The organism is Cellulosilyticum sp. WCF-2 (assembly GCF_003990395.1).
Classification (GTDB): Bacteria; Bacillota; Clostridia; order Lachnospirales; family Cellulosilyticaceae; genus Cellulosilyticum; species Cellulosilyticum lentocellum.
In genome coordinates this window covers 3,095,335-3,121,376 of sequence record NZ_CP034675.1, presented here as the reverse complement: position 1 = coordinate 3,121,376, position 26,042 = coordinate 3,095,335, and the positions used below count along the sequence as shown (strand labels likewise).

The 26,042-nt window shown below is 32.9% G+C and carries 22 protein-coding genes; 16 read left to right on the top strand and 6 right to left on the bottom strand.

The annotated features are described in order from the left end of the window. The first annotated feature begins 56 nt into the window (after positions 1 to 56). A complete protein-coding gene (locus EKH84_RS13950; RefSeq protein WP_127066777.1) occupies positions 57 to 1,136 on the top strand; it encodes an HD-GYP domain-containing protein in 1,080 nt (359 codons plus the stop codon). 274 nt (positions 1,137 to 1,410) lie between these two features. Continuing rightward, positions 1,411 to 3,150 carry a pyruvate kinase gene (gene pyk / locus EKH84_RS13945; RefSeq protein WP_127066776.1) on the top strand — a complete coding sequence of 580 codons (1,740 nt, stop codon included), beginning with the start codon at positions 1,411 to 1,413 and terminating at the stop codon, positions 3,148 to 3,150. A gap of 30 nt (positions 3,151 to 3,180) precedes the next feature. On the opposite strand, the gene EKH84_RS13940 is transcribed toward pyk, so the two are convergent. Next, the gene (locus tag EKH84_RS13940) at positions 3,181 to 3,894 is read right to left on the bottom strand and encodes a response regulator (RefSeq protein ID WP_013657253.1); all 714 of its coding nucleotides are present in this window, start codon (positions 3,892 to 3,894) and stop codon (positions 3,181 to 3,183) included. Further along, positions 3,866 to 5,404: an ATP-binding protein gene (locus tag EKH84_RS13935; protein WP_127066775.1), complete on the bottom strand. Its 1,539-nt coding sequence runs from the start codon at positions 5,402 to 5,404 to the stop codon at positions 3,866 to 3,868. Before EKH84_RS13935 ends, EKH84_RS13940 begins: the two co-directional genes overlap by 29 nt. A 228-nt stretch (positions 5,405 to 5,632) precedes the next feature. Here EKH84_RS13935 and EKH84_RS13930 point away from each other — a divergent pair, with 228 nt between their 5' ends. The 14 genes from EKH84_RS13930 to EKH84_RS13865 all read left to right on the top strand — a co-directional run bounded on the left by EKH84_RS13930 (position 5,633) and on the right by EKH84_RS13865 (position 22,104). After that, entirely contained in the window at positions 5,633 to 6,259 is a 627-nt protein-coding gene (locus tag EKH84_RS13930) for a cytidylate kinase-like family protein (RefSeq protein ID WP_127066774.1), read from the top strand. 209 nt (positions 6,260 to 6,468) lie between these two features. Then, the gene (locus EKH84_RS13925) at positions 6,469 to 7,884 is read left to right on the top strand and encodes an MATE family efflux transporter (RefSeq protein ID WP_127066773.1); all 1,416 of its coding nucleotides are present in this window, start codon (positions 6,469 to 6,471) and stop codon (positions 7,882 to 7,884) included. A 110-nt stretch (positions 7,885 to 7,994) separates the two neighbouring features. Beyond that, positions 7,995 to 8,933, top strand: coding sequence for a hypothetical protein (locus EKH84_RS13920; RefSeq protein WP_127066772.1), 939 nt, complete (start codon positions 7,995 to 7,997; stop codon positions 8,931 to 8,933). A gap of 207 nt (positions 8,934 to 9,140) precedes the next feature. After that, positions 9,141 to 10,553 (top strand): tRNA (N6-isopentenyl adenosine(37)-C2)-methylthiotransferase MiaB, encoded by a 1,413-nt coding sequence (miaB, locus tag EKH84_RS13915; protein ID WP_127066771.1) that lies wholly within the window; start codon positions 9,141 to 9,143, stop codon positions 10,551 to 10,553. A 2-nt stretch (positions 10,554 to 10,555) separates the two neighbouring features. Beyond that, a complete protein-coding gene (gene mutS, locus EKH84_RS13910; RefSeq protein ID WP_127066770.1) occupies positions 10,556 to 13,303 on the top strand; it encodes a DNA mismatch repair protein MutS in 2,748 nt (915 codons plus the stop codon). 47 nt (positions 13,304 to 13,350) lie between these two features. Then, positions 13,351 to 15,342, top strand: a complete 1,992-nt coding sequence (mutL, locus tag EKH84_RS13905) for a DNA mismatch repair endonuclease MutL (protein ID WP_127066769.1) — start codon at positions 13,351 to 13,353, stop codon at positions 15,340 to 15,342. Positions 15,343 to 15,365: 23 nt separating this feature from the next. Beyond that, entirely contained in the window at positions 15,366 to 16,331 is a 966-nt protein-coding gene (gene miaA / locus EKH84_RS13900; protein ID WP_127066768.1) for a tRNA (adenosine(37)-N6)-dimethylallyltransferase MiaA, read from the top strand. Positions 16,332 to 16,457: 126 nt separating this feature from the next. Continuing rightward, on the top strand, positions 16,458 to 16,685 hold the full coding sequence (hfq, locus tag EKH84_RS13895; RefSeq protein ID WP_013657244.1) for an RNA chaperone Hfq: 228 nt from the start codon (positions 16,458 to 16,460) through the stop codon (positions 16,683 to 16,685). Between the two features lie 766 nt (positions 16,686 to 17,451). Further along, positions 17,452 to 17,994 (top strand): GNAT family N-acetyltransferase, encoded by a 543-nt coding sequence (locus EKH84_RS13890; RefSeq protein WP_127066767.1) that lies wholly within the window; start codon positions 17,452 to 17,454, stop codon positions 17,992 to 17,994. 142 nt (positions 17,995 to 18,136) lie between these two features. Further along, positions 18,137 to 19,069, top strand: a complete 933-nt coding sequence (locus EKH84_RS13885) for a methyltransferase (protein WP_127066766.1) — start codon at positions 18,137 to 18,139, stop codon at positions 19,067 to 19,069. 93 nt (positions 19,070 to 19,162) lie between these two features. Then, a complete protein-coding gene (locus EKH84_RS13880; protein WP_127066765.1) occupies positions 19,163 to 19,351 on the top strand; it encodes a hypothetical protein in 189 nt (62 codons plus the stop codon). A gap of 352 nt (positions 19,352 to 19,703) precedes the next feature. After that, positions 19,704 to 20,330: a GNAT family N-acetyltransferase gene (locus EKH84_RS13875; RefSeq protein WP_041712971.1), complete on the top strand. Its 627-nt coding sequence runs from the start codon at positions 19,704 to 19,706 to the stop codon at positions 20,328 to 20,330. A gap of 116 nt (positions 20,331 to 20,446) precedes the next feature. Then, positions 20,447 to 20,704: a hypothetical protein gene (locus EKH84_RS13870; RefSeq protein WP_127066764.1), complete on the top strand. Its 258-nt coding sequence runs from the start codon at positions 20,447 to 20,449 to the stop codon at positions 20,702 to 20,704. Positions 20,705 to 20,802: 98 nt separating this feature from the next. Then, complete coding sequence (locus EKH84_RS13865) at positions 20,803 to 22,104, top strand: methionine gamma-lyase family protein (RefSeq protein ID WP_330547545.1); 1,302 nt, start codon at positions 20,803 to 20,805, stop codon at positions 22,102 to 22,104. A 124-nt stretch (positions 22,105 to 22,228) separates the two neighbouring features. Here the strand turns inward: EKH84_RS13865 and EKH84_RS13860 are convergent, their stop codons facing one another. The 4 genes from EKH84_RS13860 to EKH84_RS13845 form a co-directional block, all read right to left on the bottom strand. Beyond that, on the bottom strand, positions 22,229 to 24,163 hold the full coding sequence (locus EKH84_RS13860; RefSeq protein ID WP_127066763.1) for an NAD(+) synthase: 1,935 nt from the start codon (positions 24,161 to 24,163) through the stop codon (positions 22,229 to 22,231). A gap of 197 nt (positions 24,164 to 24,360) precedes the next feature. Further along, positions 24,361 to 24,972, bottom strand: coding sequence for a transcriptional repressor LexA (gene lexA / locus EKH84_RS13855; protein ID WP_013657239.1), 612 nt, complete (start codon positions 24,970 to 24,972; stop codon positions 24,361 to 24,363). Between the two features lie 253 nt (positions 24,973 to 25,225). Then, entirely contained in the window at positions 25,226 to 25,621 is a 396-nt protein-coding gene (locus EKH84_RS22965) for a DUF2752 domain-containing protein (protein ID WP_127066762.1), read from the bottom strand. 1 nt (position 25,622) lies between these two features. Next, positions 25,623 to 25,961 (bottom strand): DUF4234 domain-containing protein, encoded by a 339-nt coding sequence (locus tag EKH84_RS13845; RefSeq protein ID WP_127066761.1) that lies wholly within the window; start codon positions 25,959 to 25,961, stop codon positions 25,623 to 25,625. Positions 25,962 to 26,042 lie beyond the last annotated feature (81 nt).

The window sequence follows — 26,042 nt, the reverse complement described above, 5'->3', positions numbered from 1 at the left end:
AAAAGTATAAAATAAATGTAAGATTGAATCTATACATCGTGAATGGGGAGGAAAATATGCAGATTAGAAAGATACCTATACACTATGCCAGAGCCAATATGACGATAGCAGAAAATATCTATGATAGTATGGGACTTTTGCTTGTTACTGAAGATACCGCATTGACTCCTAGAATCATTATAAAATTAAAGCTTCATGGTGTTAATCAAATAGGTGTTTATGATTATAGAAAAGAAATAGACACATTTGTTGATGAACAAATGACTTATTTAGATCGTGTTCGACAGACTAAAACATTTAAGAGCTTTCAGGTTGATTTTTCTAAATCAGTTGATGAATTCAGAAAGGATATTAATGAAGTTGTTACTAATAATAAAGAAATTGATATTCCTAAATTGACACATGAACTAGATCGATTACTAGCTCAAAATGTAACGGGATCAAGTATGTTTGAAATGCTACAGTGTATGCGAGAGTATGATGATTTAACGTATGTACACTCCCTGAATGTAGGATTGATTTGTCATGTTATTGGAGGGTGGCTCAATTTCTCGAAGGAAGATAACTATCTATTAAGTTTATGTGGACTGCTACATGATGTTGGGAAGTTATGCATTCCTAAGAAATTGATTACAAAGCCTGGTAAACTAACAGCAGAAGAATTTACTACTGTTAAAGCTCATGCCTATAGGGGATATGAAATTTTAAAGAAACAAAATATTGATGAACGTATTAAGTTGGCTGCACTAATGCATCACGAAAAATGTGACGGTACAGGATATCCAGATGGTTTGAAAAGTGAGCAAATCATTGATTTTGCTAAGATTGTAGCAGTAGCTGATGTATACGATGCAATGACAGCTAACAGGGTCTATAGAGCAGGGCTTTGTCCATTTGATGTTATAGAACTTTTCGAATCCGATGGATTGCAAAAATTCGATCCTAAATTTTTGCTTCCTTTTTTAGAGCGTACATCTGAATCCTATATTAATCATGATGTGTATCTGAGTAATGGACAAAAAGCGAGAGTGATTATGATTAACAAAGCGGCGCTATCAAAACCAGTCGTACAAGTCTCACAGCAATTTATAGATTTGTCACAACGTCCAGGTCTTCATATTAGAGCTATTTTATAAGTAGTTAGACAATTAATAAAAGGGTATCAGTTAGATATCCTTTTATTAATTGTCTAATAATTGTGTTTCGCGAACAGTTTAAGGAGATATAAATAAATCAAACACAAGGATTTTCTCTCCTCAATTTATATAAAACTTATAAATAATTGATTTAAAACCAACATCAAGAAAATGTTAAGGATAAATTCGTTCTATTGAGACATTCAAAAACATATGATATAATTCCATGAAAATTGATAATATAATAAATTATTACAACAAGAAGGATGAAAAGATGAGAAAAACGAAAATAGTTTGTACACTAGGACCTGCTACAGATGATGAACAAATATTAAGAGAGTTAATTCTTGAAGGTATGAATGTTGCGCGTATTAATTTTTCACATGGTACTTACGAAAAACATCAACAAACTATTTCATTAGTGAAAAAGTTAAGACAAGAACTGAATTTACCAGTTGCTTTATTATTAGATACAAAAGGGCCTGAAATTCGTATTGGTGATTTTGAGGAAAGAGAAGTAGAGCTTAAAAAGGATCAAGTTTTTACATTGACAACAGAAGCACTTAAAGGAAATGAAACAAAAGTATCAATTTCCTATAACGAACTTATTAAGGATGTTTCAGAAGGCATGACGATTTTATTAGATGATGGACTTATTGAACTTAAAGTAACCAGTAAAACAAATAAAGATATTATTTGTCATGTTGAAAATGGGGGAATTTTATCTAGTCATAAGGGAGTTAATATTCCAGGGGCTCATTTATCTATGCCTTTTATCAGCAAGCAAGATTACTCAGATATTGTATTTGGAATTGAGCAAGGTGTAGACTTTATAGCAGCTTCTTTCACAAGAACAGCTGAGGATATTATACAGATTCGGAAAATACTAAGTGATTATCAATGTAATACCATTAATATTATTGCTAAGATAGAAAATAGACAAGGTATTGAAAATATAGATGATATTATTCGTGTATCAGATGGTATTATGGTAGCCAGAGGAGATTTAGGGGTAGAAGTACCTATTGAAGAAATTCCAGTTATTCAGAAGAAAATTATTAGCAAGGTATGTAATGCAGAGAAACCTGTTATTACTGCTACACAGATGTTAGATTCTATGATGAAAAATCCTAGACCTACACGTGCAGAAGTTACAGATGTTGCCAATGCTATTTATGATGGAACCAGTGCTATTATGTTATCAGGCGAAACAGCGGCAGGTAAATATCCAGTTGAAGCATTACAAACAATGATTAAAATTACAGAAAGAGCAGAACAAGATATTAATTATAGACAGCGTTTTAAAAATAGAGATTGTTTGACTAATCCGGATGTAACTAACGCTATTTCTCATGCTACTTGCACAACTGCACATGACATTAATGCAGCAGCTATTATTACAGTAACAAAATCTGGTAAGACTGCTCGAATGATTGCAAAGTATAAACCGGATTGTCCCATTATTGGTTGTAGCACATATGAATATGTTTGTAGACAAATTAATTTATCATGGGGTGTCATGCCATTACTTATAAAAGAAGAAAAGAATACAGATGACTTATTTGAGCATGCTGCTGAAGCGGTTGAAAGAGTAGGCTATGTAAAGCCAGGAGAAATTGCGGTATTAACAGCCGGAGTACCTTTAGGTATAGCTGGAACGACCAATCTTATTAAGGTACAAGTCATAGGACATATTCTTTTAAAGGGGAGAGGAATGATTCATAAGACTGTTTGTGCCAGCTTATGTGTTTGTAAAGATGAAGAAGAAGTGAAAAGTGATTTTAAACCGGGAGATATTTTAGTAATGCCTAAAACAAGTAATCATATTATAGAAGAACTTAAACAAGCTGCTGGCTTAATTATAGAAGAAGATGGCATGAATTCACACGCGGCTATTGTTAGTTTAAGCTTAGATATTCCTATTATTTTGGGGGCACAGGGAGCAACTGAAATATTAAAATCTGGAGCAATTGTCACATTAGATGGAGAAACGGGCGTAGTTTCATGTAATTAATTGATAGAAGAAGAAGGAGAAAGCACTATTTTAATGTGTGCTTTCTCCTTCTTCTTCTATCATACGGTAACCAATACCTACTTCTGTAAAAATGTACTTAGGATCGCCTGGATTTTGTTCAATTTTCCTTCGAATATTAGCCATATTAACACGTAGGATTTGATTATTACTACCAGCATATGGACCCCAGATTTTTTTTATCATATAGTCATAAGTAAGTACTTTACCTGCGTGTTGTGCTAAAAGAGAAATGAGCTTGAATTCAATTTGGGTGAGGTGAACTTTTTCATCTCCAACTAAGAGCATATGCTTATCATAATCAATGGTTAAATCACTAGCTTTGAAAATATTAGCGCCTTGATTGGTTTTACTGATCTTTAAGCTATGGCGAATAGCTGTACGAATTCTTGCTAAAAGTTCAGAAGTGCCAAAGGGTTTGGTAATATAGTCATCTGCCCCTAAATCAAGGGCTTGAACTTTTTCTGCTTCCTGTGATCTAGCTGAAATGACTATAATAGGCGTAGAAGACCATTCGCGTACAGAAGTTAATACCTCTAGCCCATCCATATCAGGTAGACCTAGATCTAGCAAAATAAGATCTGGACAGTGTGAAGGGATAATAGCCAGTGCTTCCTTACCTGTTTGACATCTTAATGTTTTATATTCATGGGCATTAAGAGTTGTAGCAATGAAATTACAAATATTTTGTTCATCTTCAACAATGAGTATAGACGTTTTGTTCATGAATACTTCCTCCTTGGCTTGGTAGTGTAAAGATGAATTCAGCACCACCAGCAATATGATTTTGAGCAGAAATTCTTCCACCATGAGCGCAAACTATAGTTTTACAAATAGATAAGCCTATTCCCATACCTTTAGAAGAATCACTTTGAGCTTTTGGATTAAGAGCATTTCCATCAAAAATACCTTCTAACTGTTCTTCAGCTAATCCTATGCCATGATCAATAATTCTAAAGGTTACATGAGTAGTATCATCCGTTACAATAAGCTCAATAGGTTTTTTACTATGAGCATATTTAAGGGCATTTTCTAACAAGTTGAGAATCACTTGTTCAATAAGTGTAGCATCCATAGGAATCATTAAAAAAGTATCAGGGACTTTAACATTAACATTACTTTTAGGATAACGCTTTTTTAATCTTAAAATAGCCTCAGAGACCACTTCTTCTAATGGTTCAGGTGTTTTATTCACTTTAACTTGACCTTCTTTAATACGAGTGATGGATAGTAAATTTTCAACCATATGAAGAAGCCAATTAGCATCTTCAAGAATATGTTTAACTAAGTCGTCTTGTTCTTCATCATTTAAGTAAGTCTTATTTTCCAAATAAGTTGCTCCAGCACCAATAATACTTGTTAAAGGAGTACGCAAATCATGAGATACAGCACGAAGTAAATTGGCTCTCATTTTTTCTTTTTCTGTCTCCAATGCTAGTTGATGATGTTCATCCACTAAATGCTGACGTTCAATAGCCATAGCTACTTGTGTAAGCATGAGCTTTAATAAAGTCAATGTATTATTTTTATAGAGAGTAGTAGGAAAATGATAAATACCAATAACTCCCCAAATGTGTTCATGAGAAATCAGTGGAAGATAAAGACCGCTGCCATAGGCAATATCTGATGATGAAAAGTCTGAATTTTGTACCTTAGAAAAGGCCCAATGTGCCCTTTCTAGTTCATGGGGTGTTGTTAACATCTCACGATCTTCATCAGAATAAAGTTTTTCTATATAATTTATTTTTTTTAAAGGATCAGTTTTATGAAAAATAACTGAGCTTTTAGTAAAATCGATTACTGTATTTAAAGTAAGTTCTATAATCTGATCCACACGATCACTTATCAATAGCTGATTATTAATATCATTAAGTTTATGTGTCATTTCTTCACGTTCGGAAATAATTTTATTACGTTCTGTAACATGAGCTGTCATACCACTTGTAATGAATGCAATAGTTAGTAGACCTAAGAATGTAACGGGATAGCCATTAATTGTAAAATCAATTTGTAAAAAAGGATATGTAAAAAAATAATTGACTCCAACAACTCCAATAATAGAAGCTAATATTCCCCAAAAGTATCCCGATGTGAAACGTGCTGTTAAAAAAATAGCTAGTATATAAATAATAGCTACATTTGTATGATTTGCAGTTACCTTAGTATAAAGGTAAGCTAGAAGTGTAGCACCCACTAAGAGACTAAATGTTTTGATACTATTACGCAGGACACTCATATGAAATCCTTTCTCTGCATGTAATCTACAGTTCTTATAATATTGTTTTTAATTGATGCAAATATTATGTTTTATTATACTATATCTTTTATAAAAATGCCAAAACTAATCAATAAATATAACGTTAAGAATAGGCAAATCTTGTTTTCTATCTCCAAAGGCTTTATAATAAGTTTTAGCAATAGATGTTTGAAAAATCCAATAGTTTATTAAATTGGGGGGATAGTCATGAAACACTTTGTTATAACAATCGCTAGAGGCTATGGTAGTGGTGGGCGTGCCATAGGTAAATTATTAGCTGATGAACTGGGGATTAGTTTTTATGATCGTCAATTATTAAGATTAGCATCAGATGAAAGTGGTATTAACGAAGCCCTTTTTGCTAATGCAGACGAAAAGGTTAAGAATAACCTATTATTTAATGTGGCTAAAAATGTGTATAAAGGAGAAATTATTCCACCAGATCGCGATGATTTTATCTCTAATGAGAATTTGTTTAATTATCAAGCTAAGATGATTAAGCAGTTAGCAGAAAAAGAATCTTGTGTTATTATTGGACGTTGTGCAGATTATATTTTAAAAGATATGAATAATGTCATTAGAATATACGTACATGCACCTTTAGAAGATTGTATTCGGACAGTAGAACAAATGAAGGTCTGTTCGAAGAAGAATGTTAAGAATTTTATTCAAACAACGGATAAAAGAAGAGCAGCATATTATCGTTACTTTACGGGTAAAGAATGGAATGATGCTGCTAATTATGATTTGTGTATTAATAGTAGTAGCTTAAGCAGAGAACAGTGTGTCGCCTTAGTAAAAGCTTATATCGATATAAAATGTCCAGATGAGTAAAAGTAAAATTTAGAACATACAAAAAGAAGCAGTATAAGAATATTTCCTTAGCTGCTTCTTTTTGTATGTTTTTCGATAAAAATAGATAAAACGAGTAAGGTTTTCAACAAAAGTTGATATTAGTTAGGTGAGCTACTTCAATACAAATTGTTTTTCAGTTACAATAGGTTTCAGTATAACAAAATGATGACTTGAAAGAAGGGAACAAGATGGGAGAATCAAAACTATCTACTAAAGACAAAAAGTTTAGAGAGTTTGCTTTAACAGGAAATATGTGGCGTGTTATTTTTCATGTTTGTATACCATTAGCACTTTATCAAAGTTTAAATCAAATTTTCAAGATTTTAGACTCTATGATGGCTTCTCATATTAGCGGCGAATCTGTTTCTGCTGTTGCTTATTTATCTCAAATTAATTTAATGCTAACAGCTGTTGGTGGTGGGTTAGCTGTAGGTGCAAGTCTCAAAATAAGTGAAGCTTATGGGGCAGGTGACTATGACCTAGTTAAGGCAAGAGTGAGTAGTTTATTTGGCTTATGCGGTATACTAGGGTTAGGCGTTTTATTTTTTATTTTGCCGTTTACAACACCTCTTTTAAAGCTAGCCAACACACCAAATGAGCTTATTAATTTAGGGAGCCAGTATTTTAAAATTGAGTTAATGGGAATGGTTGTTAGTTTCTTTAATAATGTTTACATAGCTATTGAAAGAGCCCGAGGTAATTCAAAACGTATTTTATATTTAAATTTTGGAGTTATCGTTATTAAATTATCACTAACGGCATTTTTTATTTATGTGCTTAAGTCAGGCATTACAATGATTGCAGTGGCTACTTTAATATCACAACTAGCAATGTTTGGAAGTGCCATCTATCACATGTTAGACCGTCACAGTATTTTTAGTTTTTCTTTTAAAAATATTACTTTAAAAGGCAAGGTGACAAAACCTATGATAAGACTATCCATACCGGTTATTATTGAAAAGGTTGCATTTCAATTTGGAAAAGTCGTTATTAACTCTATGAGTACGGCTTATGGTGTTTTAACAGTAGGGGCATTAGGTATTTCGAATAATATGGGAGGCTTAACTACTATGCCTCAAAATGGTTTTCAAGAAGGGGGCGCAGCTGTTATTAGTCAGAATATAGGTGCGCATCAATTAGACCGTGCTTTAGATGCCTTTAAAAAGTTATTTGTCATTAATACGATTATTGGATGCATTGGTTATGGTTTAACTACTGGTTTTCTTCATGTTTTAAGTGGTCTATTTGCAGGTAATGATCTTGTATTTAGGCAGCTTATTGAAGAAGTTTATAGTTTTGAAGCATTTGGTGCCATTCCTTTAGGAATGAATGCAGCTGTTATGGCTCTGCTATATGGTTTTGGTTATACTAAACTAACATTACTGATTAATTTTTGTAGGGTATTTGTGTTTCGTATTCCAATTTTATGGGGGTTACAACAATTTACTCAAATTGGCAGCAAAAGTGTAGGAATTGTTATGATGGTTAGTAATATTTTAGTAGGGATAATGGCGGTAGTTGTAGCCAGCATAGTGATTCGAGATATTTGTAAGCGATATCAACTTTGTTTTTGGAGAATAAACAAGGAAATAGAAGGAGTTTAAATTAGATACGATAATGGGAGAGGCAAAGTAAATGCTTTTCTAATCAAGGCATAATGGATGATAAATAGTTCATAAAATAAATAGAGTACTTATAGAAATGGTGAAATAAAATGCATAAGCTATTGGCTTGCTATATGAAAAAGAAATTAGGAAGATGCCCTTATGAAATACTGATGCAAATAAGTGATGACATTGAGCGTTTAAAAAAGGCGAGGAACTATTTAAATCAGCAATACGTAGTATTAATAAATCAGATGGAACAGATGCAATTTTTTAAGCCTTATGATAAAGGAATGCTCTACTTAGATGGTTATTCTTGGGGAAATGACCAAGAGAATCTAGGAGTACCTACTTATTTACAAAGATTCAGTATAGGTGAAAGAGGTTGGCATAGTAAAGTATGTTCTTTTTGTAATCAAAATTGTGAGGCACAACTTTTGGCTAAAAAGAGTATGAAGTCTTTTTTATCTGGTAAATTAACGGTAGAATTGCATAATTATAATGATATTTTATATCTTTATGAATCCATCATGTATTATCATCAGCAGCAAAGGAATATATCTTCCTTTTTTGTACGTTTTTCTTTTGAATTACATCATAATATGGCATTTTATTATCCGTTTTATTCAAAGCAATTAGATGGCAAAGAAATTAACGATATGGTAATTTTTGAAAAAAGCCAACAAAAAAATGACTATCAAAGGTATCAACTCCGAATAAAAAAGGAAAATGCTTATACGGCACTTGAAAAGACAGGAGAACTTTATTTAGATAAGAGAGGAGAATTGATTCAGTTATGCCAATTAATAAGTTGGATGGATGAAAATAGTGGATTTAAGCTAAAGTGCTTGTATGAATTATTAAAAGAAATAAAGGAAGATGTTCCTAAAGTAATAAGTATATATGGAAAATTAGATGAACTTTCTGAGCAAGAAAAAAAGGTAAGCATACAGTATTTTAGAAAAGAAGGCTTCAAAATTTTAGGTGCATTTCAAAATGAGACTCAGTATGAAAGTGAGAATTTTATTTATCGCGTAATAGAAGTATAGAGGGGGAAGGGGGAATGTGTTCAGTATATTTCTATACTGCTATTCCTTTACCAATTGGGTTATCTTTTTCTCTTAGATCAGTTCATCTCGTATTAATTTTTGTTTTTATATGTCACAAGTACCCGGTAGACATTGAAAGATGATGTTTTATCATGTAAAATGAGAAAGAAACAACGATTAGATGAAACGCGCTAGGAGGAAAACGACATGAGCGAGAGAAAAGTCATTAATGTCTCAACAAAGGAAGCACAACGCCAAAATGAGATTATCAATATACTTGCACAACACATAAGCGGGAAAGGTCTTCAGTATTGTATTTCAACCTTTGGATGTCAAATGAATGCAAGAGACTCAGAAAAGATTGAAGGTATGTTAGAGCAAATTGGTTACACTAAAACAGAAAATGAAGAAGAAGCTGATTTTATTATTTACAATACTTGTTGTGTACGTGAAAATGCAGAACTAAAAATTTATGGCCGTTTAGGAGCTCTTAAGGGAAGAAGAAAAAAAAATCCAAACTTTATGATTGCCCTATGTGGTTGTATGATGCAGCAAGACATAGTATTGGATACGCTTAAAAAGAAATTTAATTTTATTGATATTATTTTTGGAACGTATAATATTTATAAATTACCAGAACTTTTACAAACACGTTTAGAAACGAAGCAAAATGTTATAGATATTTGGGATTCTTATCAAGATATTGTAGAAGACCTTCCAGATTCTAGAAAGTATGACTTTAAAGCTTGCGTTAATATTATGTATGGCTGTAATAACTTCTGTACTTACTGTATTGTTCCTTATGTAAGAGGGAGAGAGCGTAGTAGAAAGCCAGAAGATATTGTTACAGAAATCAAGGCATTAGTATCTGAAGGTGTTAAAGAGATTATGCTTTTAGGACAAAATGTCAATTCTTATGGAAAGACATTAGATGAACCAATAAGCTTTGCTGAACTTTTAAAACAAATTAACGCTATTGAGGGATTAAAACGTATTCGTTTTATGACATCTCACCCAAAAGATTTAAGTGATGAACTGATTGAAGTAATGGCTAGCTGTGATAAGATTTGTCCAAGCGTTCATTTACCTTTCCAATCAGGAAGTACTAAATTATTAAAGAAAATGAATCGTCATTATACAAAAGAAAGCTATTTAGAATTAGTAAGGAAAATTAAAGAAGCTATTCCCAGAGTCGAACTAACGACAGATATTATTGTAGGTTTCCCTGGTGAAACAGAAGAAGACTTTTTAGATACCATGGAAGTTGTAGAAAAAGTACATTATGCAAGTGCCTTTACTTTTATTTATTCAAAACGTACAGGAACACCAGCAGCTACTATGGAAGACCAAGTGCCAGAAGATGTGACAAAAGAACGTTTTAATAGATTATTAGCACTTGTAAATAAACAGTCTGCTGCTACCCTTCATAAGTATGTTGGACAAACTGTAGAAGTACTCTTTGAAGAAGTAAGTAAACAAGATGACAATGTTTTAAGTGGACGTACAGATACAGGACTTTTAGTAAACACACCGGCACCTAAAGAATATGTTGGTAAATTTGTTAAAGTTCATATTGTGGATAATAAAACCCACTATTTAATTGGAGAGTTGGCGAGATAAATATGTTAAAAACACAAGTAACGCCTATGATGGCGCAGTATTTAACTATAAAAGAAGAAAACCCAGACTGCTTACTTTTTTTCAGACTAGGGGATTTTTATGAAATGTTCTTTGAAGATGCTAAAACTTGTTCAAGAGAATTAGAAATTACTTTAACAGGAAAAGATTGTGGCTTAGAGGAAAGGGCACCTATGTGTGGTGTACCTTTTCATTCAGCAGAAACGTATATTTCACGTTTAGTAGAAAAAGGTTATAAAGTAGCTATATGTGAGCAAATTGAAGATCCTAAGCAAGCCAAGGGCTTAGTAAAACGCGGCGTTATTCGTATTGTAACACCTGGGACTATATTAGAAGGTGCCACAGTAAGTGAGGGTAAAAACAACTATATCACTAGCATTGTTGGTATGGCAGGAAGCTATGGATTAAGTGTTTGTGATGTGACAACAGGTGAGTGGCTTACGACGACTATTATAGGAGATCAAAGTAAGCGAAAATTACTAGATGAATTAGCGAAATTTGCACCTGTAGAATGCTTATTATCAGAAACTCTCTATCAAGATGATGAGATTCGTGAATTTATGCGTACACGTTTTAATTGCTTAACTGAGCAAATACCAGCCCATACTTTAGATACTACTTTAGCACAACGTATTTTACTGAAACATTTTAATATTTTATCTTTAGGTGGAATTGGCTTAAGTGAAGACGGTGTGGAAACTTTAGCTACAGCTAGTTTGCTTGCTTATTTACAAGAAACGCAAAAAACGGATTTATCTCACTTGATGACGTTATCTATTTATAATGTGGATGCTTTTATGTTATTAGATATCGCCACAAGGCGTAATCTTGAATTAACAGAAACGTTGCGTGAAAAAAGAAGAAAAGGTTCCCTTTTGTGGGTACTTGATCATACCAAAACAGCTATGGGTTCTCGTTATATTCGAAAATGTATAGAGCAGCCTCTTATTAATGCAGAAGAAATTAATCATCGTCTAGATGCCACAAAGGAACTTAAGGAAGCTCCTTTATTACGTGCGGATTTATTTGAGGCATTAGATCATATTTATGATATTGAACGTTTAATGAGTAAAGTTTCTTTTGGAACGTGTAATGCTAAAGATATGATTGCTTTAAAACAATCTTTAGAGGTACTGCCAACTATTAAGGGTTTATTAGTAGACTGCCAGGCGCCAGGGTTAATCTCCCTTAACCGTCAGTTAGATGACATGAGTGATCTTTACCAGCTAGTTGACAAGGCACTTATAGAGGAAGCACCTATTTCTGTGAGAGAAGGAAACATGATTAAAACCGGCTATAATGAAGAAGTCGATCATTTACGTCAAGTCAAGACCGAAGGTGCTTCTTGGCTTATGGAAATAGAAGCTAGAGAAAAAGAAAAAACAGGTATTAAGAATCTTAAAATAAAATACAATAAAGTTTTTGGATACTTTTTAGAAGTGACACAGTCCTATAATCATTTAGTACCTGATTACTTTATTCGCAAACAAACCCTTTCTAACTGTGAACGCTATATCACAGAAGAGCTGAAAAAAGTAGAAGAAGAAGTATTAGGTGCAGATGATAAACTTAATTTATTAGAGTATCAGTTATTTACAGAAATAAGAGATGCAGTTTTAAAAGAGATGCCACGTTTATTAACGACTTCGGCTCAAATTGCAGCTTTAGATATGTTTTGTTCTTTAGCGGATGTAGCAGATACTTATGGATATGTAAAGCCAGAGATGACAACTGGCTATAATCTTTGTATTGAAAAAGGGCGTCATCCAGTTGTAGAAAAAATGTTAGGAGAACAACACTTTATTGCCAATGACGTCATTTTAGAAGAAGAGCATGCCGAGATGATGCTATTAACAGGGCCTAATATGGCTGGTAAATCCACTTATATGCGTCAAGTAGCTCTGATTGTTTTAATGGCTCAAATAGGAAGCTTTGTGCCAGCGGATTCAGCAACTATTGGTGTTGTTGATCGTATTTTCACACGTGTAGGTGCTTCAGATGATTTGGCATCAGGACAAAGTACCTTTATGGTGGAAATGATGGAGGTGGCAAATATTTTGCATCATGCAACAAAGAATAGCTTACTCATCTTAGACGAGATTGGAAGAGGAACAAGTACATTAGATGGTTTAAGTATTGCTTGGTCTATTATAGAACATATTACGACTGAAATAGGTGCAAAAACTTTATTTGCCACCCATTATCATGAGCTCACTGTTTTAGAAGAAACTATGCCAAATCTTAAGAACTATTGTATTGCAGTTAAAGAAATAGGAGAAGATATTATTTTCCTTCACCAAATCGTAAAAGGTAGTGTTGACCATAGCTATGGGATTCAAGTGGCTAAGTTAGCGGGTGTACCTGGTGCTGTTTTAGAGCGTGCAAAAGCTATTTTAAAGCAACTGGATAGTGGTGAGAAGCAAGTGATTATACCACCTAGTGTTCAAGGGACTTTGGGGCAGCTATCTGAAAAGGTAGATAAGATCAAGGATGTAGTAAAAGAACAGGTAATAACGACAGAGGCTTATCAGATCAATGAAACAGAAGTTACATCTAAAAAAGCTTCTAAAGACCATAAAGAAAAACAAAATGGTTTTGGCCAACTTAATTTATTTGATCAAGGTGAACACGAGGTCATTACTGCTTTAAAAGAAGCGGATTTAATGAATACAACACCATTTAAAGCTTTAGAACTTTTATATGAATTACAAAGGAAGGTTAAATCTCTTTAAGAGGTTTGCCTTCCTCCTTATTATATGGCGAAGAAAGGAGGATACAAATGAGAGCAATTAAAATACTAGATACACATACCATTAATAAAATTGCGGCAGGAGAAGTAGTGGAAAGACCTTGTTCTGTTGTTAAAGAATTAGTAGAAAATAGTATTGATGCCAAAGCTAGTTCCATTACAGTAGAAATAAAAAATGGTGGTGTTGACTTAATTCGTGTGACAGATAATGGGGTAGGTATTCCAAAAGATCAAGTAGAAGTAGCTTTTTTACGTCATGCAACAAGTAAGATTACTTCGGCAGAAGATTTGTATGAAGTGATGAGTTTAGGGTTTAGAGGTGAAGCGTTAGCAAGTATTGCAGCTGTTTCCAATGTAGAACTTTTAACCAAGGAAGAGCAAGAGTTAACCGGTAAGCGTATAGAGATAAGTGGAGGGAAGATGTCAGCTGCAGAAGAAGTTGCCTGTCCTAATGGGACTACCTTCATTATGCGTCACTTGTTTTTTAATGTTCCTGCTAGAAAAGCTTTTTTAAGTAGTAGTAGTTCAGAGGGAGCAAAAATTTCAGATTATATGTATAAATTAGCATTAGCACATCCGGAGGTAAGTTTTAAATATATTCAAAATGGAAAAACTATATTTACGACTTCAGGAGACCATGAGTTAAAGCATGCTATTTTAAATATTTATGGAAAAGAATATGCTAGAAATACGCTAGAGTGCTACTATAAAAGCGATACTATAGAATGTATGGGGTTAATTGGAAAGCCAGTTTTAAATAGGGGAAATCGTAATTATGAGCATTTTTTCATTAATGGCCGCTATATTAAAAGTCAATTATTACAAGGTGCTGTAGAAGATGCTTATAAAACTTTAGTGATGGTAGGTAAATTTCCTTTTTCAGTGCTTCACTTGTATTTGGACCCTTCTTTAGTAGACGTTAATGTTCATCCTACTAAATTGCAAGTCCGTTTTAAAAACCCAGATACTATTTATAAAGCGGTTTATGAAGGGGTTAGCCATGCGTTAAGGGAAGCTTATTTAGTACCACAAGTGGCTACTGAGCCAGGGCCAAAGGAAGCTAAAGTTGAACCGGTTATTGAGCAAGGTATCATAGATACTTTTTTTGCACCACGTAAAGAAAAGGAAGAAGTAACACCTCAAAGTCTTTTAAAACATAATCCTACTGATTTTCAAAGAGAAGATGTAAATCCCCCTTCTATTAGTCGGTTATTTGGCAATAGAGATAGTCAGCATGTTTCTCCTCAAGCCATTGATACTTATGAGAAACAGCTGAGTCAAGTTTTTAAAGAAGAAATGATTCATCAAAGTACTACAGAACCGACTGATGAAATGATTCACGAACTGGAGAAGCCTAATAAAGAATATGGTATTAGTCGTTTTGAAGATGTACCTTTACCACCTAAGATTCAAGTTGAAGAAAAACCTACTTCACCAGCCATTTTACCTACAGATTATCGTATTGTAGGACAAGTATTTAAAACCTATTGGTTAATCGAATATCATGAGAAGGTATTTATTATTGACCAACATGCAGCTCATGAAAGAGTATTATATGAGCAATTTATGGCAGAGTTTAAAGCAAATGAGGTCGCAACGCAGCTGCTTTTAATGCCTGAGACTTTAATGGTAACACCGGTAGAAATGACTCTTTTAAATGAACATGAAGAACTTTTTAAAAAATTAGGATTTCAATTTGAAGCTTTTGGAGAAAATGCTGTTGCCATTAGAGAAGTACCTTTTATTTTGAATGAGCCATTATCACCGGCTGTATTCAAAGAAGTATTAGATCGTTTAACTCATGATAAGCTTCAGGATATTGCGGAGCTTAAAGCAGAAGCCATTATTCGTATGTCATGTCGTAGCGCTATTAAAGCTCATGACCAAATATCTGATCGTGAGTGTCGTAAGCTAATCGAGTTATTATTAGCTTTAGATAATCCTTTTACTTGCCCTCATGGTAGACCAACATTGGTTGCACTCACTCAAGTTGATATTGAGAAAATGTTTAAGAGAATTTAATGTAATCTAAGAAAGGTAGATTTATGAAACGACCACTTATTTTAATTGCAGGGCCTACTGCTTCAGGTAAAACACAAACGAGTGTTCTGTTGGCAAAGGCAATTAATGGGGAAATTATATCAGCTGATTCCATGCAAATTTATAAAGGAATGGATATCGGAACGGCTAAAGTAAAGCCAGAAGAAATGCAAGGTATTCCTCATTATATGATTGATGAATGGGAAGCGAATTTTCCTTGTAGCGTGGCTACTTTTAAAGAGCGTGTCAAAAGTTATTTAGAAAAGATTTATCAAAAGGGGAAAATACCTATTTTAGTAGGAGGTACAGGTTTTTATATAAATGCTATTTTATTTGATACTCAATTTGAAGAAACTTCACCAGATGAAGACTATAGAGAAGAGCTTCAGCATTTTGTAAATGAAAATGGTGTAGATAAGCTTCATGAGATGCTGAGAGAAGTAGACCCGATTAGTGCTGAAAATATTCATGCTAACAACATTAAACGTGTAATTCGTGCTTTAGAATATTATAAAGAAACGGGACATCCTATTTCAGCCCATAATGAGGAGGAAAAGGAAAAGCGTAAGGGGAATGAATCACCTTATGCCTATACTTTCTTTGCATTAACTATGGAACGTAGCAAGTTATATGAAAGAATTAACTTGCGCATTGACCAAATGGTAGAAGAAGGTTTAGTTGAAGAAGTCAGACACTTTTTTGAAGCAGGTTATAGTGAAGACTTACCTTCTATGAAAGCCATTGGTTATAAAGAATTCTTTCCTTATTTTAAAGGAGAGGAGACCCTAGAAGCCTCTATTGAACAGCTTAAGCAAAATACAAGACGCTATGCTAAAAGACAGCTGACTTGGTTTAAACACCAAGCTAATCCTATTTTCTTATCAGTTGATCAGCTAGGATTTAATCCCGAGACAATTGTGTCAGAAATGTTATCAAAAATTAATCTAAATAATAAGGATTTGGAAGTATAATCCTTTAAAAGATAGGCCATAATTACAATATATTATTGCAAAATTATGTAATTTACTGGACAAGCAATAAAATATAATATACAATGAAATCAATTCATTCAAGCCTTTAGGAGGGGAACACCGACTATGAGTAAAGTTATTAATTTACAAGACGTCTTATTAAATCAATTAAGAAAAGATAAAATATCAATTATTGTATTCCTTACTAATGGATTCCAACTTAAAGGAATCATTAAAGGATTTGATAATTTTGTTGTGATTCTAGAAAGTGAAGGCAAACAACAAATGATCTATAAGCATGCCATTTCTACTTTGGTACCATCAAAACCAGTTAATTTAAATGCAGCAGAGTAATGAAACGTTGAGTATCAATGGGTATAGTTATTAGTAGACTGCATATTTTAGTGTGAAAGTTTGCCTATGCATATAATGGCAACAAATGATTTTTGGTCGAAAAAAACCGAGTCACTTGTTGTCATTTTTAGTTTTTGGAGGCAAATTACGTGAAAAAGAATAGAATCCAATATGACAGTATTGAATTAAGACAAGGTATAACATAAGGTAGTAAAAGCTAAACCGACGTAAATGTAAGTCATTACCACTACCAAGATGAACCCCTCAGCAGAAATGTTGGGGGTATAATTTTTGTATATATTATTTTCTTGACCATGCATTTAGTTTATCCCAAATATCTTTCATTCCAAAACCCAAAATGATTTCAAACAACAACAAAAACAAGATATAGATTGGAAGAACAAGTAATCTTTTTAATTTTAGATTATTCATAGTTCACCTCTTTTAAGGAATAGGGTACATAAAATATATTGGAGTTTATAGCTAGGTCTTAAGCTAATAACTATTATATCATTATGTGTATTTAAAATATACTAAATATTATATACGATTATAAGTAGAAGGGTACATAACGAAAAAGATTTGGAATAAATGTGGTGAGACAATCGAATATAACATAACTTCTACCTGTAGAATAAACACTTCATATAACAGAAATATTTCACCCGAGAAACGTAAATTTTACTCATCATATGTTAAGGAAACAATTAGATAGTTATAGGCTTATAAATTTGAATTTGTCGTTGCATTTGAGAAAGGACATATTATGAATAAAAACATTGATATTAGTAATGTAATTTTGAAAACTCAGCGTATGATATTGCGTCCTTGGAAAGATACTGATTTGAATGATTTTTACGAATATGCCAAAGTAGATGGAGTAGGGCAGTTAGCAGGTTGGACACCTCATAAAAATATTGAAGAATCAAAGGTGATACTTGATATATTTATTGAAGGTAAGAAAACTTTTGCTATTGAATATCAAAACAAGGTAATTGGTTCTTTGGGGATAGAGTGCTATAACGAAGAAAATTACCCTAAATTTAATTCTTTTCAAGGGAGAGAAATTGGTTATGTCCTTTCCAAAGATTTTTGGGGACAGGATATTATGCCAGAAGCAGTAAAGGCTGTTATTCAATATCTGTTTGAAGTCGAAAACTTGGATTTTATCCTTGTGTGTCATTCTGACAGAAATAAACAGTCTGCAAGAGTTGTTCAGAAATGTGGATTTAAGTACATTAAAACCATAAAATATGATGCTATAGAAAACTCTATTCACAGCATTCTATACAATCCTAGTAGAAAGTAGAAAGGTAGCAAAAAATTTCAGTTTATCCATGGGTCTATTATCTAAAACTTATCTAGATGGGTAATATTTTAATACTTTGTAGAGTGTGTAATTTACTGGTTGGTGATAGCAGTGTGAGGGATTGGTAGGAGGTGCATTCTATATGGATTATGAAAATTATATGGAACTATATGAGGCAATATATTTTTTTAGTAGATTGGATTGTTGTATTGATAATAGGCTACCAAAACAATTAATTGAAGATAAAATGAAAAAATTGGGATTAAATGAAAGCATATATAAAGCAATTATTAGAATATTGATGGTAAACAATTTACTTGATTATGATGGAAGATGTTTTGTGTTAACTAATGAAAATAAGGCAAAGTACTTGCATATTCTTAATAACATAATTAGCAAAAATCAAGATGACCACTATTCAGCATTATTTAATAAAGGAATTAATGAATCCCAGTTTTTTTTCGATAGTATTACTGATGCAGAGTACGAGATTTATTCAAGGTACAATTATCACATAACATTCAAAATAGGAAAAGAATTAGCCAAACATGTAAATTTGGCTAATATGAAAATACTAGAATTGGGTGGAAACAGTGGTGGTCTAGGAGGGGCTCTTTTATTAATGAATAAAGACTGTTCTTATACAATTGTTGATACTAAAATCCCTTGTATGCTAGGAAATGAATTTAAGAAATTAAATAATGTTGACATTACATATATAGAAGGTAATATTTTTAAATTAATGTTAACAAGTGCATCATATGATTATATTATACTAATGAATTTGCTTCATGATTTTGATGATAGAAGATGTTTAGATATTTTGAACAATTGCATGAAGTATTCTGATGGTAATACAAAGATTTTGGTAATTGAGGATATCTTGAGAGAAGAATTTGAACCCAAAGAGGTAGTTATGCATGGCTTGAGGTTATCAGTTGAATGTAGAGGCGGTAAACAACGAATTATAAGAGAATTAGTAGGCTTATTTTCAAATATAAACTACAAACTTGAAAAAATGATACAACTAGATACCATTCATACGATGCTAGTTATGGGACTTTGTGATAATTGAAAAATCACTTATGGAGAGAATATATGCCCCTACTAGTTAAACTAAGATAAAAACTTATACTAAAGACCACGACCCACCAATAAGAGGTACAAAATGCCTAAAATGAAAAAATTTTCATTAAGTATTAAAATCAGAACATCACTATTGATAATGAAATTAAAAAGTAGTAAAGCGAATACAACGCTAGGAGATGATGAGTACGTGAAAGGTGAAAAAATTATTTTTAAAGGAAATACATTTAAAGTAATAGGATATATTGTATTCAATTTTTTCTTAGCATAGTTTGTTTTTTATGCATCATTGTAGAGAGGGTACGCTAAAGAGATATTTTACATATAATATAAAAGGTAGGTGATATCATGGCTCGGCCAATAGAGAGCATAACATTTTGGTACCATCAAAACCAGTTAATTTAAATGCAACAGAGTAATAATTTTTGAAAGCAAAGGCTTTCAAAAGCATATTATTTATGCCATGATCTTTTGATTTTAAGAATAAGATAGATGCGTAACAAATGATTTTAGTGAAAACTACCTTTAGTCATTAGTTACGTTTTTTTATTGAATAATATCTTGTATTAAAGCTGAAATATCTCTATAATTGATACGGAATAAGTAATGAAAGGTGTGGAATTTTGGAGCTTGATCAATTGTATTGTGTTAAAAAAACAGATTTTCCAGTACTAGAAAATCTGTTGACAGCTTGTTTTGAGAATGACCCGTTATATACGCTTCTTATTCCTGATGAAGAAATAAGAAAGAAGTTATTACCTGAACTATTTAAGTGTGATTTAGATGAATTTTTTAATACTTGTAAGGTTTATGCTGATAGTGAAGATATGAATGGTATTATTATTGTATCTGATGAGACGGAGCCATTTCATATTTTAAGATATTTGATAAGTACTTATTATGCTACTTTTAAAACAGACTGTTACTTAATTAAAGAGGATCCTTCTCTAAGAGTACTTTGGCATTTCTTAAAAGGAAAAGATTATTTAAATTCTAGGTGGACAGAACATATTAAACAAAAAGAACGTTTACATATTATTTATTTAGCAGTACATCCATTAAAACAACATTGTGGTATTTCAAAACTCTTGCTTACAGAAGTTTTAGATTATGCAGATGCACATAGTTTATTAGTTTCTTTAGAAACACATAATGATAAAAATGTAGCTTTTTATCAGCACTTCGGGTTTAAACTTTTTGAGGTGGTAGAAAAATCTATTCATTTAAAGCAATACTGTATGATTCGATAGAAATATTAATGAAAAAGATACCAATACTTTAAAAGTCTATACAAGAACGTATAGATTTTTTTAGATTGAGGCAATACTTAGCATAAGAAAAATCCTCAAAATGAAAGGATTAACTTATGTCCTTGGAATATATTCTTAAACGTGTTATTCGTGAGAAAGGTAGTCGTAGTGATTGTAGTATTTATTTATCTATTAGTTTAGCTTATATGGAAAAAGAAAATTGGATAGAAGCTGGTATTTTTTTGAAATTAGCACGCCAGACAAAAGAAAGCTATGAAGAACAGGTTGCAGTAGAATTAATAGATGGTGTTTTGAAAACTGAAAGTACAGAAGCAAGTATGAGGTTATTGGAATCTATTAAGGACGAGGGTTAACAAAAACTTGAACTCATACAAAAAGATGTTATAATGAAATTACATTTAAAATCAGACAAAATTCGCTGATTAAGCCCTCTCTATAGAGGGCTTAATTGATGAATACATATAAAGGAGATACTATGGGTATTTTAGAGGATTTATTAGGTATATCACCAGAAACAGAAGCATTTTGCAAAGTTTGTGAACAAGAGTTGCAATCTATATATGCGGAAATTGATGAGATAATGCATTTAAATGGTGCTAAAGTATTACATGCGATGCAAAAAAATAAGTTAAGTGATATTCATTTTGCAGCGACAACGGGTTATGGCTACAATGATTTAGGTCGTGATACAGTAGAACAAATTTATGCAGATATCTTTAAGGCAGAGGCAGGACTTGTAAGACCTCAGCTTATGTCAGGTACACATGCTTTAACTGTAGCTTTATTTGGTAACTTAAGACCAGGTGATGAATTACTATCACCAGTAGGAAGACCTTATGATACTTTAGAAGGTGTTATTGGTATACGTGAAACACCAGGAAGTTTAGCCGAATATGGTATTACTTATAAACAAGTAGATTTAAGAGAGGATTTTAGTTTTGATTATGAAGGTATTAAAGCAGCAATAACTGAAAAAACAAAACTAGTAACCATTCAGCGTTCAAAAGGGTATAGTTATAGACCAACTTTTTCAGTAGCACAAATAGGAGAGCTTATTACTTTTATTAAAGACATTAAACCAGACGTTATTTGTATGGTAGATAATTGTTATGGTGAATTTGTGGAAACTATTGAACCAACAGAAGTAGGGGCTGATTTATGTGTAGGCTCACTCATTAAAAATCCAGGTGGTGGACTTGCTCCTATAGGTGGCTATATCGTAGGAAAAGAGCAATATGTAGAAAATGCTGCTATGAGACTAACAGCACCTGGACTGGGAAAAGAAGTAGGCGCTACATTAGGATTGAATCAGCCTGTTCTTCAAGGACTTTTTTTAGCACCAGAAGTGGTAGCAAATGCTTTAAAGGGAGCCATTTTAGCAGCGGCTATGTTTGAAAAATTAGGTTTTGATGTTATGCCTAGTTCAAAGGAAACCAGACATGACATTATTCAAGCTATTAATATGCAAACGCCTGAGAAGGTTATTAGCTTTTGTCAAGGAATTCAAAAAGGTGCACCAGTGGATAGCTTTGTAACACCTGAGCCATGGGATATGCCAGGTTATGATGCACCGGTTATTATGGCAGCAGGTGCTTTTATTCAAGGTGCTTCTATTGAAATGAGTGCAGATGCACCTATTAAGCCACCTTATACAGCTTTTTTCCAAGGAGGATTAACTTTTTATCACGCCAGATTAGGAATGATGAAAGCCTTACAGACCATGATTGATCACGGACATATTCAACTTTCCTAAGACATGTGTATTTTAAAATATAAATATATAAATATCATATAAAGTTAAAAGGTGCCATAGTTGATAGACTATTATGGCACCTTTTTAGTAGATTAAAAGGCGAAAGATATAAGTTAAGGATTTATTACTTAAGAGACTCAATCTCAGCTAACCAAAGAGCACTACTTGCATCTGATGGCATGCGCCAATCACCACGAGGTGATAAACCAATAGAGCCAACTTTAGGTCCGTCTGGTAAACAAGAGCGTTTAAACTGCTGAGCAAAGAAACGCTTATAAAAGACTTTTAACCATTTAAGTAAAGTTTCATTACTATACTGATTGTTAAATGCCATTTGTGCGAGATGATAGATTTTAGAAGGCGCATAGCCAAAGCGAAGCATGTAATAAATGAAGAAGTCATGGAGTTCATAGGGACCTACTAGATCTTCAGTTTTTTGAGTAATATCTCCTCTATCACTTGTAGGAAGTAATTCAGGACTAACAGGTGTGGCAAGTACATCAAATAAAATTTCTTGAACTAAAGGTTCACTTTCATAGTAAGCTACATATTCAATTAGATAGCGCATTAATGTCTTAGGGACAGAAGCATTAACACCGTACATAGACATATGGTCGCCATTATAAGTTGCCCAACCTAAAGCGAGTTCAGAAAGGTCACCTGTTCCAACGACGAGACCATTATATTGATTAGATAAATCCATCAAGATTTGAGTACGTTCTCTGGCTTGAGCATTTTCATAGGTAGTATCATGGATACTAGCATCATGTTCAATATCTTTAAGATGTTGTAAAGTAGAAGGTACAATAGAAATCTCCTTTTGAGTGATACCAAGTAATTTCATTAAGCTAATAGCATTATGATAAGTACGGTCAGAAGTACCAAAACCAGGCATTGTTACCCCTATAATGCTACAAGATGGCATATTAAGAAGTTTAATAGCTTTTACGCAAACTAAAAGGGCTAAAGTAGAATCTAAACCTCCAGAAACCCCAATAACAAGATGCTCTGCATGGGTATGTTCCATTCGCCTAGCTAACCCATGAGCTTGAATGGCAAAGATACTTTTACAACGCTGCGTACGTGTTTTTTCTTCTTTAGGAATAAAGGGATGAGGATTAATGTTTTTGTCAGGTTCCTTAACCTTTAAAGCTAAATCAAATTCAATCATTTGATAATTGATTTCTTTAAATGGTAGAGGCGAAGTTGCATAGTTAAAACGTAAACGTTGATTATAAAGGTGTTCAAGATCTAAAGTGGCATAAGTGATTAAATTCTCTCTTGAAAAGAGCTCGGACTCAGCTAGTAAGGAGCCGCCTTCATATATCAATTGATGACCACTAAAAACAAGGTCACTGGTAGACTCATAAATGCCAGAAGATGTATATAAATAACCACACATTGTTTTTGAAGAATGTTGTGCTACTAGTGCTTTACGCTGATTCATCTTACCAACAGTTTCGTTACTCGCAGATAGATTAGCTATAATGGTAGCACCATAAATAGTATGACAGGTACTAGGTGATAAAGGAGACCATAAATCTTCGCATATATCAATACCTAAACAAAAATAGGGAATGCGTTTGGCTTTAAAAAGTAAATGAGAAGAAATAGTAACGGTCTGCCCAGCATAAACCATTTCGGAATGTAGAATTTCATGGGCGGCACTAAACCAACGCTTTTCATTAAACTCATTGTAATTAGGTAGAAAACTTTTAGGTACAATACCTAATAATTTTCCCTTAAATAAGACACAGGCTGTATTAAATAAATGACCTTCATGGGCAATTGGGGCACCTACAAGAATAAGCTGCTCACTAGTAGCAGTTGCATCTAAAAGCTGTTTTATATTTTTTTCAGTTTCAGCTAGTAAATTACTTTGATAAAAGAGATCACCGCAGGTATATCCTGTTAAACATAATTCGGGAAATACAGCAATAGAAGCACCTGCAGTTTCACTTTCTTTTATACAGTTGTATATTTGTTTCAGATTGTAGTTGCAGTCACCGACAGATAATTTAGGTGTAATTGTACAAACTTTAATAAAGTGATTTGTCATTAAAAAACCTCCATTTAATGCGATAGAAAAGTAACATCAATAGTCTTAATATGCCACAAATAAGAAGAATATATCCAGTTACAAAGAGGATAGCTAAACGGTATCACTCTAACAGAGGATTTAGTTCAAAAAAATACACCATACCTATCTAAAATTAGATAGGTATGGTGTATCATATTAGAATAACGCTTAAGACATTAAAACTCTCTAAAAAGTCCAATAACTTTACCAAGAATTTTAACATCCTGACAATAGATCGGATCCATCGTGTCATTTTCCGGTTGAAGTCTGAAGCAATCTTTTTCCTTGAAAAAACGTTTAACAGTAACCTCATCCTCAATTAAGGCGACAACAATTTCACCGTTACGAGCAGAATCCTGATGACGAACGATGATTTGATCTCCATCTAAAATCCCTGCATTAATCATACTGGTTCCTTTGACATTAAGCATGAAAGTTTCTTCATGGCGAGTAAGGTGTTTAGGGAGAGGAAAGTATTCTTCAATGTTTTCAACAGCTAAAATAGGTGCACCAGCTGTTACTTTACCTACAATAGGAACAGCACTAACATGATCCTCTAGCCAATTCATTTCTTCGTCTAAGATTTCAATGGTACGAGGTTTACTAGGGTCGCGTTTAATAAATCCTTTTTTTTCTAAGGTATTTAAATGGCTATGAACAGTAGAGGTGGAACTTAAACCTACTGCAATACAAAGTTCACGTACTGATGGTGGATAGCCTTTTTCCTTTAAGTTTTGTTTAATACATGACAAAATCTGTTGTTGTTTGGCTGTTAATGTTTGATCCATACGTATCCCTCATCTTTACTAAAATATAGTTCATTATAGCATATTTTCTATAGGATAGCAAACATACGTTCTAATAGGGGAGAAAAGAGTTACATATTGTCTAATTTCCGTATAGTATGCACTAGCCGTCTTGTATATTAGATGAGGAACTATCTGTTATTTCTAATTAAGAAGTAGAAGCAAATTATAAATAAAAGGAAGGATAGTGAAATAAGATAACTCATTTCACCATCCTTCCTTTTACTATTTTTTATTAAAAGTAGTTATACGGTAAAATATTTCTGATTAAGCCATACACTAGCAAAATAACAATAGAAATAATTAATCCTATGTTTTCAATTTGAGTAAATGAAATTTTGCCTATTTTGATATAGAGTAGTATGTACTTAATGCCTATTAGAATATAAAAAGGCAATAGGATAAAGATGGCTTTATTATAATAAAAAGCTGTATCAAAATCTAGTGAGAGTATAGCCAAACACATCCTAGTCACACCACATCCTGGGCAATACCAGCCTGTAATATGATGAAAAAGACACGGAATATGTAAAGCACTAAAATGACACCATATAGCATATAGTAAGCCTAAAGCCACTATACAGATAGCAAACTGTAAAACATTTATAGCTCTTTTCTTTTTAGAGGTCATTTTAAACAGCTAGCTTATTAAGTTCATATTGAATAAGTGCATAAGTGATAATGCCACCAAAGAGGAATAAGATTAAGTAAAGAATACCACCATTACTAGCTGGAATGCCGCGTTTTTGTTTAGCAATGTCTAATCTATCCCCCATTTTAAATGCCCAAAATAAACCGTAAATGCCACATGTTACGATAGTAAGTATAAGAGCCATTACACCAGAAGTAGAATATTCACCAGAAGCGGTACTTACATCATCTGTTAAACATACAAACCAGTATAAACCATAAATCCCACAAGTAACAATTGATAAAATAATACATATTGCGATGTTCTTCTCTTTAATCATTGAAAACCTCCTTGGATTTTAATATATTAAAATGATACTATATTTAAACAAATCAGTCAATTATATATGTTCTACATATTT